11 protein-coding genes are annotated in these 14,678 nt (G+C 69.7%); 1 reads left to right on the top strand and 10 read right to left on the bottom strand.

The window, feature by feature from the left end; translation table 11 throughout:
- Positions 1 to 167: 167 nt before the first annotated feature.
- The 10 genes from ACZ6YV_RS26965 to eccD form a co-directional block, all read right to left on the bottom strand.
- On the bottom strand, positions 168 to 1,280 hold the full coding sequence (locus ACZ6YV_RS26965; protein ID WP_465512254.1) for a hypothetical protein: 1,113 nt from the start codon (positions 1,278 to 1,280) through the stop codon (positions 168 to 170).
- A 66-nt stretch (positions 1,281 to 1,346) separates the two neighbouring features.
- Positions 1,347 to 1,664, bottom strand: coding sequence for a hypothetical protein (locus ACZ6YV_RS26960; RefSeq protein WP_465512253.1), 318 nt, complete (start codon positions 1,662 to 1,664; stop codon positions 1,347 to 1,349).
- Between the two features lie 10 nt (positions 1,665 to 1,674).
- Complete coding sequence (locus tag ACZ6YV_RS26955; RefSeq protein WP_465512252.1) at positions 1,675 to 3,654, bottom strand: hypothetical protein; 1,980 nt, start codon at positions 3,652 to 3,654, stop codon at positions 1,675 to 1,677.
- Positions 3,655 to 3,660: 6 nt separating this feature from the next.
- On the bottom strand, positions 3,661 to 4,035 hold the full coding sequence (locus tag ACZ6YV_RS26950) for a YbaB/EbfC family nucleoid-associated protein (protein WP_465512251.1): 375 nt from the start codon (positions 4,033 to 4,035) through the stop codon (positions 3,661 to 3,663).
- A complete protein-coding gene (locus tag ACZ6YV_RS26945; RefSeq protein WP_465512250.1) occupies positions 4,010 to 6,094 on the bottom strand; it encodes a hypothetical protein in 2,085 nt (694 codons plus the stop codon). Before ACZ6YV_RS26945 ends, ACZ6YV_RS26950 begins: the two co-directional genes overlap by 26 nt.
- A gap of 6 nt (positions 6,095 to 6,100) precedes the next feature.
- Entirely contained in the window at positions 6,101 to 6,538 is a 438-nt protein-coding gene (locus tag ACZ6YV_RS26940) for a hypothetical protein (protein ID WP_465512249.1), read from the bottom strand.
- 33 nt (positions 6,539 to 6,571) lie between these two features.
- Positions 6,572 to 6,871: a WXG100 family type VII secretion target gene (locus ACZ6YV_RS26935; RefSeq protein ID WP_465512248.1), complete on the bottom strand. Its 300-nt coding sequence runs from the start codon at positions 6,869 to 6,871 to the stop codon at positions 6,572 to 6,574.
- A gap of 32 nt (positions 6,872 to 6,903) precedes the next feature.
- A complete protein-coding gene (locus ACZ6YV_RS26930) occupies positions 6,904 to 7,242 on the bottom strand; it encodes a WXG100 family type VII secretion target (RefSeq protein ID WP_378240941.1) in 339 nt (112 codons plus the stop codon).
- Positions 7,243 to 7,364: 122 nt separating this feature from the next.
- Positions 7,365 to 8,771: a type VII secretion protein EccB gene (gene eccB, locus ACZ6YV_RS26925; protein WP_465512247.1), complete on the bottom strand. Its 1,407-nt coding sequence runs from the start codon at positions 8,769 to 8,771 to the stop codon at positions 7,365 to 7,367.
- 5 nt (positions 8,772 to 8,776) lie between these two features.
- Positions 8,777 to 10,150 (bottom strand): type VII secretion integral membrane protein EccD, encoded by a 1,374-nt coding sequence (eccD, locus tag ACZ6YV_RS26920; RefSeq protein ID WP_465512246.1) that lies wholly within the window; start codon positions 10,148 to 10,150, stop codon positions 8,777 to 8,779.
- 170 nt (positions 10,151 to 10,320) lie between these two features.
- Between eccD and eccCa the strand changes: the two genes are divergently transcribed.
- Complete coding sequence (eccCa, locus tag ACZ6YV_RS26915) at positions 10,321 to 14,241, top strand: type VII secretion protein EccCa (RefSeq protein WP_465512245.1); 3,921 nt, start codon at positions 10,321 to 10,323, stop codon at positions 14,239 to 14,241.
- Positions 14,242 to 14,678: the final 437 nt, after the last annotated feature.

Here is a 14,678-nt window from a genome sequence, read left to right as displayed (position 1 = left end):
TCGCGACATCCCCGACCGCCACCCGCGCCAAAAGCGCACCCCCGAATCAAGCGGGGGCGGAAGTGGACTTTCCCCGCATCCGATGCGACGAAAGCGCCCTTCACCGCATGAGACGAGGGAAAGTCCCCTTCAGCCCCAAGCACGATCAGCCCCGGCAAGAACAGTCGTCACGCCTGGCACTTGGCCTTCACCGTCGCCGCGGCGTGGTGCGCGTAGGTCTTGCTGGAACCCGACCAGTCACGGCCCCGGTTGAGCAGCTGGACGGCCAGTTTGGCGCCGTTGATCCGGAACGTGCCGACGTTCACCCACCGGCCGCGGTTGCCGATCTGGTCGATCTGGAACGTTCCGACCGGGGTTCCCTTGTCGACCGCGAACCGGTCGAACACGCGGTAGACCGACGGGCTGCCGCCCACCTCGGTCGCGTCGCCGGTGGGGACGAACACCGAGACCGCGCACGTACCGGTGGTCACGGGGCCGGTGTTGAACGTCCACAGCCCGTACGCGCTGGAGTCGTCCTTGTTCGCGTCGCCGGACATGGGAATGGAGACGAACGACGTGCCGCAGCCGCCGTTGCCGTGGTTCACCCAGCCCGCTTTGCCGTCGCTGTAGGCACCGACGCCGGTGAAGCCGGTACCGCCGCCGCAGCCTCGTCCCGCCGTCCCGTCGTAGGTCACCGTTTTGGCGGCCGGAGCGGGCGGTCCCTGGGGCTGCTGGGCGGGCGGCGGGCCCTGGTGTTGCCCCGCCCCGGGCCCCGGAGCCGGGCCGCCACCTGCGGCGGGAGGAGCTCCACCGGGAAGGCCTGCGGTTCCGGGATCGGCGGGTGCGCCCGCCTGGCCCGCTGGGATCCCGTCGGCCGCCTGCCCCGGCAGCTGGTTGCCCGGCTGTCCGGCGGGGACACCGCCGATGTCGGCGGGCGGAGCGGCCAGTCCCGGCACGAACCCGCCGCCCGGCGGGAGATCTTTCGCGTAGCCGGCCGATTCCGGTCCCTCGCCGGGCTTTCCGCCGTCGAGCAGTCCGCTGAGCGCCATCGGGAGGGCGACCAGTACGACACCGGCGACCGCCGCCGCGACGATCACCGGTTTCGACATCCGGCCCGGCGGCGGCGAAGACGCGGCGTCGGAGCTCGCGTCCACGACCGGCGGTACGGCACCGGCCGCGACCGTCTCGGCCTCCGAAGACGGCTTGGTTTCGTTCTCCGCCTTGGTGTCGGGGACGTCGGGCGCCGCCGTTTCCGCCGTGGCGACCGCGACGCCGGTGGACTCTGCTGCGTCCGAGGGCATGGTGTTCCCGCTTCCTTTTCTGGGCTCAGGTTGACCGGCGACGTCCACACGGCCGCCGGGAGATCACTAGCGTTTGAGTCCTCTGTGGACGGCCTCGACGTTCTGGCTCTCCGCCACGGCGAGCTTCGCCGCCATTCCCTTGGTCACGTTGGTCTGGTTCGCGACGACTTCGCCGATCGAGACGAACGCGCCCTCGATCTTCGTCACCGGCTCGCCGAGGTTGCCCTTGATCTCCTCGCCCATTTCGTCGTCACCACAGGCTTCGAAGACCAGATCCCGCCGATCACCGCCGAGTTCGCTGATCTTGCGCATCTTGGCCCCGATCTCCCGGTACGCCTCGGCGAGCGTCTGCATGGCGTTCGGGTCCGCCCTGAAATCCGTCATCGTCTCGTCCTCATCCCGTGGTGGTGCCGGTGCTCTGCCCGGTCTCGCCGAAGCCGAACGTGTGATCGCGCCGCGTGTCCGTGCTCAACCGGGTGCCGCCGGAGGCGCGGGGGCGGCGCTTGCGCCCGCCGAGCACGCCCGGCGCGACAGTCGGGTCGGTGCCCCAGGTCTCCTCGTCTTCGGCGAGCCAGGTCGTCCGGTCGCGTTCGCCCTTGTTCTGCCCGCCACCGCCCGCCCCACCGGCCGACGGCGGGTAGAACGGCACGCCGTTCCCGGTCCCCGCCGACCCTGTGGCTCCCTTGGGGCCGCCGAGCGCCGTCGGACCGCCGGTGGCCGTAGCCGCGGGCTTCCCTCCCGGTGACGGGACCGAGGAGGTCGGCAGGTCCGGTGAGACCCCGATCCGGCCGCCGCCGAGCGAGCCGGGTCCACTGTGGAACCCGGCCTGCGGGTCGAATTTCGACATCGTCATGGGCAGCACGTCGGGGGCGCGCAGCGGCGGGAGCGGCGGCGGGGTGCGCCGCAGCGACTTGAGGTACCGCTCCATCGACGAATCTCCGTTGGTGCCGGGAGTAGTCGTCCCCGGAGGCGGGTACGCCTTGCGCAGCCGGTCCTTCTGTTCGAGGTTCCCGGTGCCCCGCGGTCCGATGATCTCGCCGTTCCCGTTCACCCGGGAGCCCGGCGGGACGATGATCGGCCTGCCGTCGGATCCCAGGACGGGTTTGCCGTCGGGACCGATGACGGTGCCGTCCGGGCCGACGTGGGAACCGGTGGGCACTTTCAGCAGGGTGTCCGGCCCGCCGACCTTGGTGATCGGCGGAGGGAACCCCTTGGCGCCGTCGCCGCCGACCCGGGTGACCGGCGGCGGTGGCGGTGGCAGTGAGGTGGTGTTGCCGCCCGGGCCGTTGCCCCCGTTCGTTCCGTCTCCCCCGCCGGGGCCGGCGCCGTCGCCGCCCGGGCCCGCCCCGCCGTCTTCCGGACCACCGGAGCCGTCCGAAAGGTTCAGGCGCACCGGGGTCCGGAGCGTCGGCAGGTACTGGAGCGACTGGCGATAGGTCAGGTCGAGCAGCCAGGCCACGGCCGTGCCATTGGCGTCCGCGACCTTCAGATGCTCCTTCCAGACACTTCGCGCGGCGAGTTCCAGCTTCTCGCGCGGAGTGGTGTTGCCTTCGTCAAGGACTCCACCGAGAAAGGTGCTCTTCGGCCAGCCGTCCTTCTCCCTGGTGTACTTGGGGGGCGGATGGCTCGCGAAGTCCGCGGCCAGCGCGGGAGCCTGCCAGATCGCCCGCACCACACCGCTCGGTGTGGACAGCTCCGATCCCGGCGCGGTGACCGAAAACCCGAGCCCGGTGTCGTAGGTGAAGCTTTCGCCGCCCTGCCACCGCGCGCGTCCCTCGTCGAGCACCTCACCGGCGCGTTTCAGCAAGTCGCCAGCCAGGTGAAGGGCTTGCCAGGTCGTGAGGTCCTTCGTCAGCTGGGTGACGAGGCCCTGGCACTTGTTGGCGAGCCCGTCCAGCACGTTCCAGAACGCGCCCGCACCGGTGCCCTGGAAGGCGTCCCCACGGTGACCGGTCTTGTCCCGCCAGCTCTCCAGCGGAGCGACCTGCGCGGTCAGCCAGTTCGCCACCCCGCCCACGGTGATCGACGCCCGCTCGAAGGTGGCGTGCTTGCCGACCTGGTTCGTCTCGTCCTTCAAAGAGTCGACGACCGTGTTCCCGGTGGTGAAGAAGGTCCCCGCCGCGGTCTCCAGTTCCTTGCTCGGGTCGGCCACGGCGTACCACGACGTGAAGAACGTCATGCCTTCCGCGTGGATCAGGTTCGTCGGCACTTTGTTGCTGGGGCCACGAAGGTGGGTGTAGACGCGCCACGTCAGCCAGGGCACCCCGAGGATGGTCGAACGCGGTGGCACCTCGGGGATGTCCGGGTCGCGGGTGAAGATGTTGAGCGCTTCCTCCCACACCCATTTGGTCGTGTCCGGTCCGCCCAGCGCCACGGAGGATCAGTCCCTTCCCCTGCCGAAGACGTCCGAGGGCGCCTCTTTCCACAGAGCCGAGAACGCCTTGTCGACTTCGGTGCCGCCGGTCATGGCCGCACGGAGGTCGTCGCGCTGGTCCATGAGCGGGCCGAAGACCTCCACGGCGGTGTCCGCCATCTCCAGGCGGGCGCGTTCGAGCACGTCGAGCAGGGTCCGCGCCAGTTGTTCCGGCGGCATGGAGCGGTACTTCGTGGTGTTGAACTTCAGTCCCACCACGGAGTTCTGCGCGTCCATGGTCACCGTGACCATGCGATCCGCCGAGGTCACCGAAGACGTCCGGGAAGCGAGATCCGCCTTCGCGGACTCGATCCGGTCACGCTGATCCCTCAGCGTGACCATAGTTTGGTGAAGTTGCTCCTCCAGCCAGTCGGCCATCGTTTCCTCCTTGTCCGTAGTCGCGGTTGCCGCCGGTCCGGCCTGCGGTCCGGCCGCCTCGTCTGCGGCCGCCGAGTACCGAAGGCGGCAGCTTCGGATCGGTGCCCCAGGTCTCCTCGTCCTCGGTCAGCCAGGTGGTCCGGTCGCGTTCGCCCTTGTTCTCCCCGCCGGCGCCCGCGCCCGCTCCGCCACCCGCGGTCGGCGGGTAGAACGGGACGCCGCCCATGCCGTTCTGCGATGTTCCGTTGCCCTGTTGGTTCTTGATCAGCGAGGGTCCGCCCTCGGTCGTCACCGGCTTTTCCGGCGGCGCGGGCAGTTCGTGCCCTCCCGGCGCGCCGAACCCGCTCGGTGTACCGATCGACCCGACGGACGTCTTCGGTGCCGGGAGTCCATTGTGGAGACTCGACGAACCACCGGAGGAGAACGACGCCGGCGGCGAGTGCGACCCGAGCAACGTCGGCATCGACGGCGTGCCGCCGCCGCGCAGGGACTTCAGGTACTTGTCCAGCTCCGACTGCTGCGACTCGTCCTTCTTGGTCTGCTCCGGCCTGGCCAGCCGGTCCTTCTCGGCGAGCTTCTCCCCCTTCGGCCCGAGGATCTCGCCGTTGGGCCCGACACGGGAGCCGGGCGGTACGACGATCGGCCGTCCGAGCGGATCGAGCAGCGGCTTCTTGTCCGGCCCGAGCACGACACCGTCCGGTCCGACGGACGATCCGGACGGCACCTTCAACGGCTCGTCGGGCTTCGGCGGGGCCGGCGGCGGTTTGATGCCGCCCTTCGGCGGCCCCGGCACCGGCGGCGGGGGCGCGCCGCCGGGCCCCTTCTTGTCCTTGTCCCCTCCGGGTCCCTTGACGTCCTTGGGATCCGGGACCTTCGGCGGACCGTCCTTCGAACCCGGCGGCGGTTTGGGGCCGCCCGATCCGGGAGGCGGGGTCGGCGGGGGCGGTCCCTGCGATCCGGGAGGCGGGGTGGGCGGCGCCTTGTGGAGGTTGAGCCGCCGCGGCTCCCTGATCTGCGGCAAGCGCACCTTCGCGGCGTTGTAGTGCGCCGGAAGGCTCGTCAGCACCGTGGTGGCCACCGGATCCAGGACGTCCTTGATGTGGTCGAGCCACAGTTTCTGGGCCACGTCGATGATGCCGTTCCAGAAAGCGGGGTTCCTGGCGTCCGCGCCGAGGGCGGTGCTCCGGGGGTAACGCTCCCCGCCCGTCCCGCTCCAGTCGTGGTCCCGGGCCTTGCTCAGGTCCTCCTTGAACGCCGGGGAGGTCCAGACCGCCGTCAGGCACCCGCCAGGCCAGGCCAGCTGGCTGCCCGGCAGCGTCAGCTGACCGAACTTGCCGGTGTCACGGGTGAACTCCTCGGAGGACTTCCACCTGGCGTGGGCTTCCTGAAGCTTCGCGAAGGCCCACTTGAGCCCGTTGCCCTCGTCCTTGTCCGCCGTCTTCGGATCGTCCTTCTGCTCCACCGCGTCGTTCAGCGCGCCCGGCCGGGCGTCCAGCTGCCGGACCAGGTCGTTGCACTTGAAGATCAGGCCGTCCAGGACGTCGCGGAACGCACCGGCGCCGGTCCCCTGGAAGTCGTCTCCTTTCTTCCCGACCTTGTTCCGCTGGGTGTCCAGCTTCCCCGCCTGGTCGGAAAGCCAGGTCTTCGTGCCGTTCAACGCGTCGAAGGCCCTGGTGAACGTCCAGGGCTGCGCCACCGGATTGGAGTTGTAGTAGCCCTGCATGGACTCGATGATGTGGTCCATGTTGCCGTAGAACTTGGTCATCACCGGCGTGAACGCCTCGTAGTTGGCGCTGGCCACCGCCCAGTACTCCATCCACCAGGTTTCGGTGGAGGCGAAGAAATCCCAGCCCTTGGGGTCGGGAAGACCCCGGCTCTTGGCGTAGACGTCCCATTTGAGCCACTGGATCCCGGTGATGGTCTCCCGGCTCGGTACGTGGGTGTCCGGCGCGTCGGAAGCGGCGAAGATCTTGAGGGCCTCTTCCCACGGCTCCTTCGACACCTTGGCATCTGTGGCGGGCATCGCGGATCAGGCCCCCGCGCCGCCGGGAGCGGGGGTGGGTGCGGGAGCGGTCGCCAAGATCTCCCCGAGCTGACTCATGTTCAGTTCGGTGGACAGCTTGATGTTCTCGTCCTCACCCTTCATCGCGATCCCCACCACGTAGGTGATGTTGTCGTTCAAGGTGATGAGCTGGTTCTTGATCGAGTCGACCTGCGCGTACAGCGACGGCCCGGTGCCGGTACCGGGCGCCTCGTACTTCTCGATCAGCAGCCTGGCGGGCTCCCACGCTTCGGAGCCGGCCAGCAGCCGTCGTTTCCCGGCCGTGCTGCCCACGGTCAGGGCCAGTTCCGCGATGTCCTTGTTCGTGTTCAGCTCTTCGACCATGGTCTGCAGTACCTCGTTCTGGAACTTCTGCAGAAAACTGACCGTGATCTTGATATCGCCGCTGTCCGGCTTCTCCGCCACGCCCCTACTCCCTTTCCCGAATGCGGCCCGGAATCAGATCTGGAACTTCGCGCCGATGTTCTTGTCGGTGCGCTGGTAGTTCTCGAAGGACATGGCCAGGACCTGGTGGCCCTTCGCGAACCGGTTTTCCATGGCCTTGGTCGTTTCGTGCCAGCGGCGCTGCAGGTCTTCGTAGGACGTGGCGCCCTGACCGATCCAGGTGCTGGTCATCGGCTTGATGGCCTGCTCCAGATCGACCAGCGCGGCGTCGATCTGTTTGCTGAGGCCGACCATCCGCTCGGCGAGGTGCGGGACGTTGCCGCTGACCGAGAAACCGTCAGTGGGAGCGCTCATGATCGTTTCCTTTCGAAATCAGGGGTGATTGGTCAGGCCAGCGCGTCGAAGATGCGGTTGCCCTCGTTGCCGCCGAACGCGGTCACCGCGGTCAGGTTGATGTCGTCTTCGGTGGTGTTCATGGTGTTGTCGCTGTCCCTCACCAGGTCCTTGATCTCGGTGAGCATCTTGAGCACCTGGAGGTAGTCCGCCTCCCACAGTTCGAGCTGGTTGAGGAAGGTCTGGGACGCCGCGCCCTGCCAGTCCGCCCGCAGATCGCTGCGGACCGAGGTCACTCCCGAGTGGATGGTCTTGCACGAGGATTCGCAATCCTCGATGGCGGTGATACCGCCCTTCATCCCACCGTCGCTCTTCTGGAAATGCATGTTCATCAGTCGCTCGTCCTTCCTCACGGTCTCGCGGACTTTCACCGGTCCACTGCAAGGACACCAAGTCCGCGCCCGGCAGACCATGCGGAACCACCGGCAGAAGTTGCCGTCGCGGGTTCCTCCGGTCAGGAACCGCAGGTCGCGGCCGACGGCAGGACCGTCCCGCCGTCACGCAGCGCCGAAGGGTCCAGCGCGGCCCCGGTCGGCACCAGGTTCAGCAGGGTGGTGGGCATCCCGTTCGAGGCGGCCGAGTCGAAGCCGAGTGCCTTCGCGCCTTCAGGGGGAACCGGGTACTTCACCCCGCTGTCGGTCACCAGGAAGAGGGCGTCACCGGCCCGTCCCGACGCGGCCGAGGCCCTGACCAGGGCACCCGCGCCGGGTCGCACGGTGATCCGGTCGACCAGGGAGCACGGCGCCGCGACACCGGGGCGGCGCGCCGGCACCTGCCCGGTCTGGACGAACCCGTCGGTCACCGCCACCTGGGTGCGCGGCGCGTCGCCGTCCGGCGTGACGAGCGCGCACAGGCTCTGTCCACTGTGGAGTGTCGCCGCTTTCGGCGGCTTCGCGGGCGGCGGCTGCTCGGCCGCGGCCAGCCGCTCGCTGACCACCCGTCCGGGCAGCGGGGTCACCGCGACGTCCCCGCCGCCGTACGCGGCCCGGCGGACCTCCGGATCGGCCGTCAGCAGCCGGGCGTCCAGCTCGGACAACGGCGTCAGCCCCGCCTTCGTCAGCACGTAACGCTGCGCGGGTTCACCCGAGACGGTGTAGAGACGGCCGATCCGCGATTCCGTCCCGCCGAGGGCAGGGCCTGCCTCGCCGAGCCCGTCGAGCGTGGGCGGCGCGAAATCCGGGCCCGCGGGCAGCGCGTCCAGCAACGCCGCCGGCGCCTTGACGGGCTGGAGTACCCCGTCCACCGCGTCGAGCGCGCCGCGATCGGTCGCCACACGATGTCGTTTGCCCTTCCACAGCAGGAAGGTCGCCCCGTCCGGGGTGACCGCGACGGCCGCGGCGTCGTCGCCGAGGGGATCCGAGGTCACGCCGCCGACGCGCAGCGCCGTCGGCCCGGCCTGATCGCGGCCCACCCCGGCGCACACCTCCCACGGATCGGCGGCGAGCGCCGGGAGCGAGTCCGGCGCGCCGATGATCCCGAGCGGTTCGCCGCGCGGCACGTCCTTCAGCGAGGCCTCGGAAACGTGCTTGAGCACGAGCTGGTTCCCCGCGACCAGTTTGGCCGAGGCGAAGTTCAGCACCGGCAACAGCTTCCCGCCCGCGTAGAGGAACCGCGCCCCCGACGAGTCGGCCACGACCAGCGCGCCCTCGACCCGCCAGGACTTGTTCCCGCCCGGGGAGACCAGCCCGAACACCAGCAAGCCGAGGCAGGCGAGAACGGCCACCAGCACGCCGATCAGACTGCCCCGGTAGGTCCGCTGCAACGGGCTCTCCGACGCGTCGGGATCGACCCGCAGCAGCGCCGAGGTCAACCGGCCCAGCATGAACTTGTGTGCCTGGACCTGATCGGTTTTGGCGTTCATCGCCGTCAGCCCCCGAATCCGCGCACGAACGCGAACACGCCGATCAGCCACAGCGCGAGCGGCAGCAGCGAAACGGCGGCGAGGGTCTCCGCGAGGTCCGCGAGCCTGCCCCACTGCGGCAGCATCCGGCGTCCTGGCAGCGTCCAGCGCGCCACCAGCACCACGGCGGCCAGCGCGAACACCCCCGCCACCATCGGCAGCGGCGTGGCCGAGTCCAGCTGCGAAGCCAGCAGCAGCCGCAACACGCCGTACACGCCCGGCACGATCACCGACAGCCGCTGCCACACGCTGCCCAGCGCACGGCCGTGCACCAGCAGCAGGACACTCAGCACGGCGGCGAACGTGACGGCCTGCCAAGACCGGTCGCGGACCACGAATTCGAGCGTGACCAGGCAGGCCAGGCCGATCGCGGCGAACAGCGCGGTCACGAAGGCGTCCGCGATCAGGCCCTTGCCGACGACCTCGTCACCGGGATGCGGATCGAGTTCCTCCTGCAGTTCCCGGGCGGTGGTGGGCAGGCCGGGCAGCCGCAGCCCGGACAGCCGGAAGGCGATCCTCGGCACGAAGGCGCCGAGCAGGACGGCGATCACCGCGATGATCGTCGCCGAAGCGGACACGGACTCGGCGCCGAGCATCAGCACCAGGCCCCCTGTCGCGCACAGCAGCCCGAACGTCGCGACCGAGATGAACACGGGCGCCGAACCCGCCACCGCCGCCATCCCGAGCGCGGCGGCCCCCGCACCCGCGACACAGGCCGCCAGCAGCCGCGCGCCGGTCAGCACCGGGCCTTCGGGTCCGTGCGGGATGAGCGAACCGGCCAGTCCGACGAACGGGACCGCGGCCAGCGCCAGCGCCAAGGCCGCCGCGCTGTCACCGAGCGCGCGGGCCGCGGTGGCGGCGCACACCAGCAGGAAGAAGGCGGCCACGCCGGCGGAAAGCAGCGTCGGCCAGGTGGCGGGCGCTGTCACCAGCAGCGAGAACGCGAGCGCCACCGCGGCCAGCACGCCGCCGAGCATCGTCCACCGGGTCGCCTGCGCGCTCCACGAATCCGGCCGGGCGCGGGCCTCGGTGGACAGCCCGTCGATGATGTCGTCGAAGTGGACGGCGGGCAGTTGCTCCCGCCGCGGCCGCAGGTGCAGGGTCTCGCCGTCACGCAGTTCGAGAACGTCGACGGTGGACTCCTGGTCCAACGGTGGATCGCCGAGCCGTTGCAGGATCCAGCCGTCGTGGTCCACCCCGTCTTCCGCCAGGTCCTGACCCGCGTGGCCGAGGATCGTCGGCATCAGGTCGATCAACGGGATGTCCACCGGGACGGCCAGCGCGAAACTGGTCGCCGGAGCACGGACTCTGAGCTTGCACAGTCCTGAAGTGGTCGCCATGGCACACGCCTTCGATCGGGCGACCGACGCGCGGAATCGTGAGTGAACCGTCGCGTGGTCGGATTTCGTCACCTCTAGTGGAGCCGCCACCACAGCGCGTCCGAGAGGGAAGGAATCCGGGCTTGAGTGTAATCACATTCCGCAAGGGGCCGCGACGGCCAGGACCGGAAATGCCCGAGGGCGAGCTGAGTATCCAAGAACCGCCCACGCTGCCCGAAGTCCAGCGCAGCGCCGGCGCGGTCATGATGTACCTGCCGATGGCGCTGTCGTCGACGGCGACCGTGCTGCTGTTCGTCCGGCCGGGTGAGAACGGCGCGTTCAGCTACCTGGCCGCCGGGCTGATGACGGTGTCGTCGATGGCCATGCTGGTCGGGCAACTCGGCCGCAGCGCGGGCGAACGCAAACAGAAGACCAACGACGCCAGGCGCGACTATCTCCGTTACCTGGCACAGTCTCGGCGCAAGGTCCGGGAAGTGGTGACCAGCCAGCGGCAGGCGCTGGCCTGGCGGCATCCCGACCCGACGTCGCTGTGGTCGCTGCCCGGCACGACCCGGATGTGGGAACGGGAGGCCCACGACGACGACTTCGGCGAGATCCGCGTCGCACGGGGGCCGCAACGCCTGGCGTGGCGGCTGAACCCGTTGTCCACCAAGCCCGTCGACGACCTCGAACCGCTGTCCGCGCACGCGCTGCGCCGGTTCATCCACGCCTACGGCACGGTGACCGATCAGCCTGTCGCGGTGTTCCTGCCGTCGTTCGCGCGGATCCTGATCCAGGCCGAAACCGAGGAAGGCGAACGGATCCGGGCGCTCGCGCGGTCGATGATCGCGCATATCGCGGTGTTCCACTCCCCCGCCGAACTGCGGATCGTCGTCCTCGCCGCGCCGGAACGCCGGACGGCCTGGGAATGGGTGAAGTGGCTGCCGCACAACCTCCACCCCAGCGAGACCGACGGCGCCGGGGAAGCCAGGCTGGTGGTGGAGTCCATCGCGGAGCTGGAGACCGCGATGGGCGACGAATTCGCCATCCGGCCCGGCTTCGATCCGGACGCCCTGCCCGATGTCCACGAGCCCTGCGTGATGCTGTTCGTGGACGGGGTCACCCTTCCGCCCACCTCCCGGCTCGCCGGTGAGGGCTACCGCAACACGACGCTCGTGGACCTCTCCACGGCACTGTCCGTTCAGGACGATCCGCTGACGCTGCGGCTCCGGCTCGAGAACAGGATGCTGAAGCTGATCACGGTCGATCAGCACAACAAGGAGGTCGCGGGCGACCTCGGCCGCCCCGACGGGATCGGCCTCAACACCGCGACCGCGCTGGCGATGCGGCTGGCGCCCTATCGGGTCGGCGCGCGGCGGAAGTCGGCCGAACCGATGGCCGTGAACTTCGATCTGACGGCCATGCTGGGCATCAACGACATCCAGACCTACGACGTGGCTGCGGGCTGGGCGGCGAAACGGCCCGGCGGCAGGCTCCGGGTACCGCTCGGCATCGGCCCGGGCGGCCAGAAGGTCGATCTCGACATCAAGGAATCCGCCCAGTCCGGCATGGGCCCGCACGGCATGCTGATCGGGGCGACCGGTTCCGGGAAGTCGGAGCTGCTGCGCACCCTCGTGCTGGCGCTCGCGCTCACGCATTCGTCGGAGATCCTCAACTTCGTCCTGGTGGACTTCAAGGGCGGCGCGACGTTCCTCGGCCTGGACGGGCTGCCGCACACCTCGGCGGTGATCACGAACCTCGCCGACGAGGCCGCGCTGGTCGGCCGGATGCGCGAGGCGCTCAACGGGGAACTGGTGCGGCGTCAGGAACTCCTGCGCAAGGCGGGCAACTACAGTTCCGCGCTGGACTACGAACGGGCGCGGGCGAACGGGACCCCGCTCGCTCCGCTGCCGACGCTGTTCCTGGTGGTGGACGAGTTCAGCGAGCTGCTTTCGGCGCATCGCGACTTCATGGACCTGTTCATCATGATCGGACGGCTGGGCCGTTCGCTGGGTGTCCATCTGCTGCTCGCCTCGCAGCGGCTCGACGAAAGCCGGATCCACCAGCTGGAATCGCATCTGTCCTACCGGGTCGGCCTGCGCACCTTCTCGGCGATGGAAAGCCGCGGTGTGCTCGGCGTGCCGGACGCCTACCAGCTGCCGTCCGACCCGGGGAACGGTTTCCTCAAGAGCGGCACCGCCGCGCTGGACCGGTTCAAGGCGGCCTACGTCTCCGGCCCGCACCGGGTGACCCGCCGCAACGTCGAACAGGCGGTGGTGGCGCAGCAGATCGTGCCGTTCACCTCGAAGTTCGCCGCCCGCGCCGAACCGGTGCCCGAACCTGTCGCGGCCGAACCCGAGCCCGAAGGTTCGTTGCCGAGCCTGCTGGAGCTCGCCGTCGACAGGCTCCGCGACGCCGGTCCGCCCGCGCACCAGGTCTGGCTGCCGCCGCTGGACGCGCCCAGCTCCCTCGACGAACTGCTGCCGCCACTGGAGGAAACCGCGGAACACGGCCTCACCGCTCGGGACTGGCACGGCCGCGGCGCGCTGACCGTCCCGATCGGACTGATCGACCGGCCGTTCGAGCAGACAAGGGATCCGCTGCTCGTCGACCTGGCGGGCAGCGACGGGCACGTCGCGATCGTCGGCGGTCCGCAGAGCGGCAAGAGCACGGCGCTGCGGACGCTCATCACCGCGCTGGCGCTGACCCACACGCCGGCCGAGGTCCAGTTCTACTGCCTCGACTTCGGCGGCGGCACGCTGACCAGCCTGCGGAAACTCCCGCACGTCGGCGGGGTGACCGGACGGCTGGACGTCGAACGCATCCACCGCACCATCGGCGAGATCACCGCGCTGCTGACCCGCCGGGAACGGTTCTTCACCGACAACGACATCGACTCGATGGCCACGTACCGGCGCAAGCGGGCGGCGGGCGAATTCGCCGACCAGCGGCACGGGGACGTCTTCCTGGTGGTGGACGGCTGGTCCACTATCCGGCAGGACTTCATGGACCTGCTGCCGACGTTCGTCGAGCTGGCTTCACGCGGCCTCAACTACGGCATCCACCTGATGGTGGCGTCGAGCCGGTGGAGCGAGATCATCAGCGCCGTCCGCGACCTGGTCGGCACCCAGCTCGAACTGCGGCTCGGCGACCCGGTGGACTCGGTGATCAACATGCGCGCGGCGGCGACCGTGCCGAAACTCCCCGGCCGCGGCCTCACCGACAAGGAACTGCACTTCCTCACCGCGCTGCCGTCCATCGACGGGGTGGACCGCGACGTCGCCGAACACGTCGAAGCTCTGGTGGACCGGATCGTCGCGGCGTGGCACGGCCCGTCCGCTCCCCCGGTGCGGATGCTGCCGCCGGTACTGGACCGGCTCGAACTCCCCGATCCGGACGCGGACATGCGGGTCGCCCTCGGCCTGGACGACCAGCGTCTCGAACCGCTGTGGCACGACTTCGAGGACAACCCGCACCTGATGGTCGTCGGCGACGTCGAATCCGGGAAGACGAACCTGCTGCGGCTGGTGATCGACGGCATCACCCGGCGGTACACCCCGCAGGAGGCCCGGATCATCACCGTCGACTACCGCCGTGGCCTGTACGACGCGGTGCCCAAGGAGTACCAGCTGGGCTACGCGGTGTCCGGGGACTCGGTGCACGACATGATCGATGGTGTCGCGCGGGCGGTCCAGACCCGGATGCCCGGCCCGGACATCACGCCGGCGCGCCTGCGGTTGCGCGACTGGTGGACCGGACCGCAGGTGTTCGTGCTCATCGACGACTACGACATGGTGGCGTCGTCGTCGAATTCCTTGTTCCAGCAACTGTTCGACCCGCTGGCGCAGGGCAACGCGCTCGGTCTGCACCTGGTCGTCGCACGCGGCGCCAACGGGATCGGGCGCGGGGCGAACGATCCGCTGCTGCGGCGGCTCGTCGAGGTCAACACCCCGATGATGCTGCTCTCGTGCCCGCTTTCCGAAGGCATCGTGTTCGGCGAGGTGCGGCCGCGCGTCCTGATCCCCGGGCGGGCGCAGTACGCCACGCGGCGCGGCACGACCGTCGTGCAGACCGCGCTCTCGGCCCACGAAGCGGCGCTCGTCGCGAAATGACCGGACCCGCCCTTCCGCCGTCGCTCCCCCCATCGGCGGCGGAAGGGCTTACCCGGCGGCTCCCCAGGCCGCCACGGAGCCCCGGACCTGCTGCGAGGTCCGGGGCTCCGCCTTTTCTCCGCCCACGCACCGAGTCCGGATGTCGCGAAAGCCACTTTCGGGACATCCGATGTCCCGAAAGTGGCTTTCGCGACACGGCCTACGGCCAGGGACGGCAGTCCGGGCCCCTTGCCTCGCTTGAAGTCCGTGAAGGCCTCCTTCACCCTTGCCGAGGTACGTGAAGGCCCCCTTCATTGCGCCTAGCGCAATGAAGGGGGCCTTCACGTACTCAGGCGACCAGGGCGGCGGTGGCGAGTGGGTTGGGGTGGTGGGGGGGTGGGGGTTTTGTTTTTTTACACAAATACACACACAACCCCGCCCACCACCCCCCCCCCCCC

The organism is Amycolatopsis sp. NPDC102522 (genome assembly GCF_055584485.1).
This window is presented reverse-complemented; position numbering and strand designations above follow the sequence as displayed.

Coding starts and splice junctions, on each gene's coding strand:
- ACZ6YV_RS26965 (WP_465512254.1), bottom strand. CDS start 1,280: ATGCCCTCGGACGCAGCAGAGTCCACCGGCGTCGCGGTCGCCACGGCG.
- ACZ6YV_RS26960 (WP_465512253.1), bottom strand. CDS start 1,664: ATGACGGATTTCAGGGCGGACCCGAACGCCATGCAGACGCTCGCCGAG.
- ACZ6YV_RS26950 (WP_465512251.1), bottom strand. CDS start 4,035: ATGGTCACGCTGAGGGATCAGCGTGACCGGATCGAGTCCGCGAAGGCG.
- ACZ6YV_RS26945 (WP_465512250.1), bottom strand. CDS start 6,094: ATGCCCGCCACAGATGCCAAGGTGTCGAAGGAGCCGTGGGAAGAGGCC.
- ACZ6YV_RS26935 (WP_465512248.1), bottom strand. CDS start 6,871: ATGAGCGCTCCCACTGACGGTTTCTCGGTCAGCGGCAACGTCCCGCAC.
- ACZ6YV_RS26930 (WP_378240941.1), bottom strand. CDS start 7,242: ATGAACATGCATTTCCAGAAGAGCGACGGTGGGATGAAGGGCGGTATC.
- eccB (WP_465512247.1), bottom strand. CDS start 8,771: ATGAACGCCAAAACCGATCAGGTCCAGGCACACAAGTTCATGCTGGGC.
- eccD (WP_465512246.1), bottom strand. CDS start 10,150: ATGGCGACCACTTCAGGACTGTGCAAGCTCAGAGTCCGTGCTCCGGCG.
- eccCa (WP_465512245.1), top strand. CDS start 10,321: ATGCCCGAGGGCGAGCTGAGTATCCAAGAACCGCCCACGCTGCCCGAA.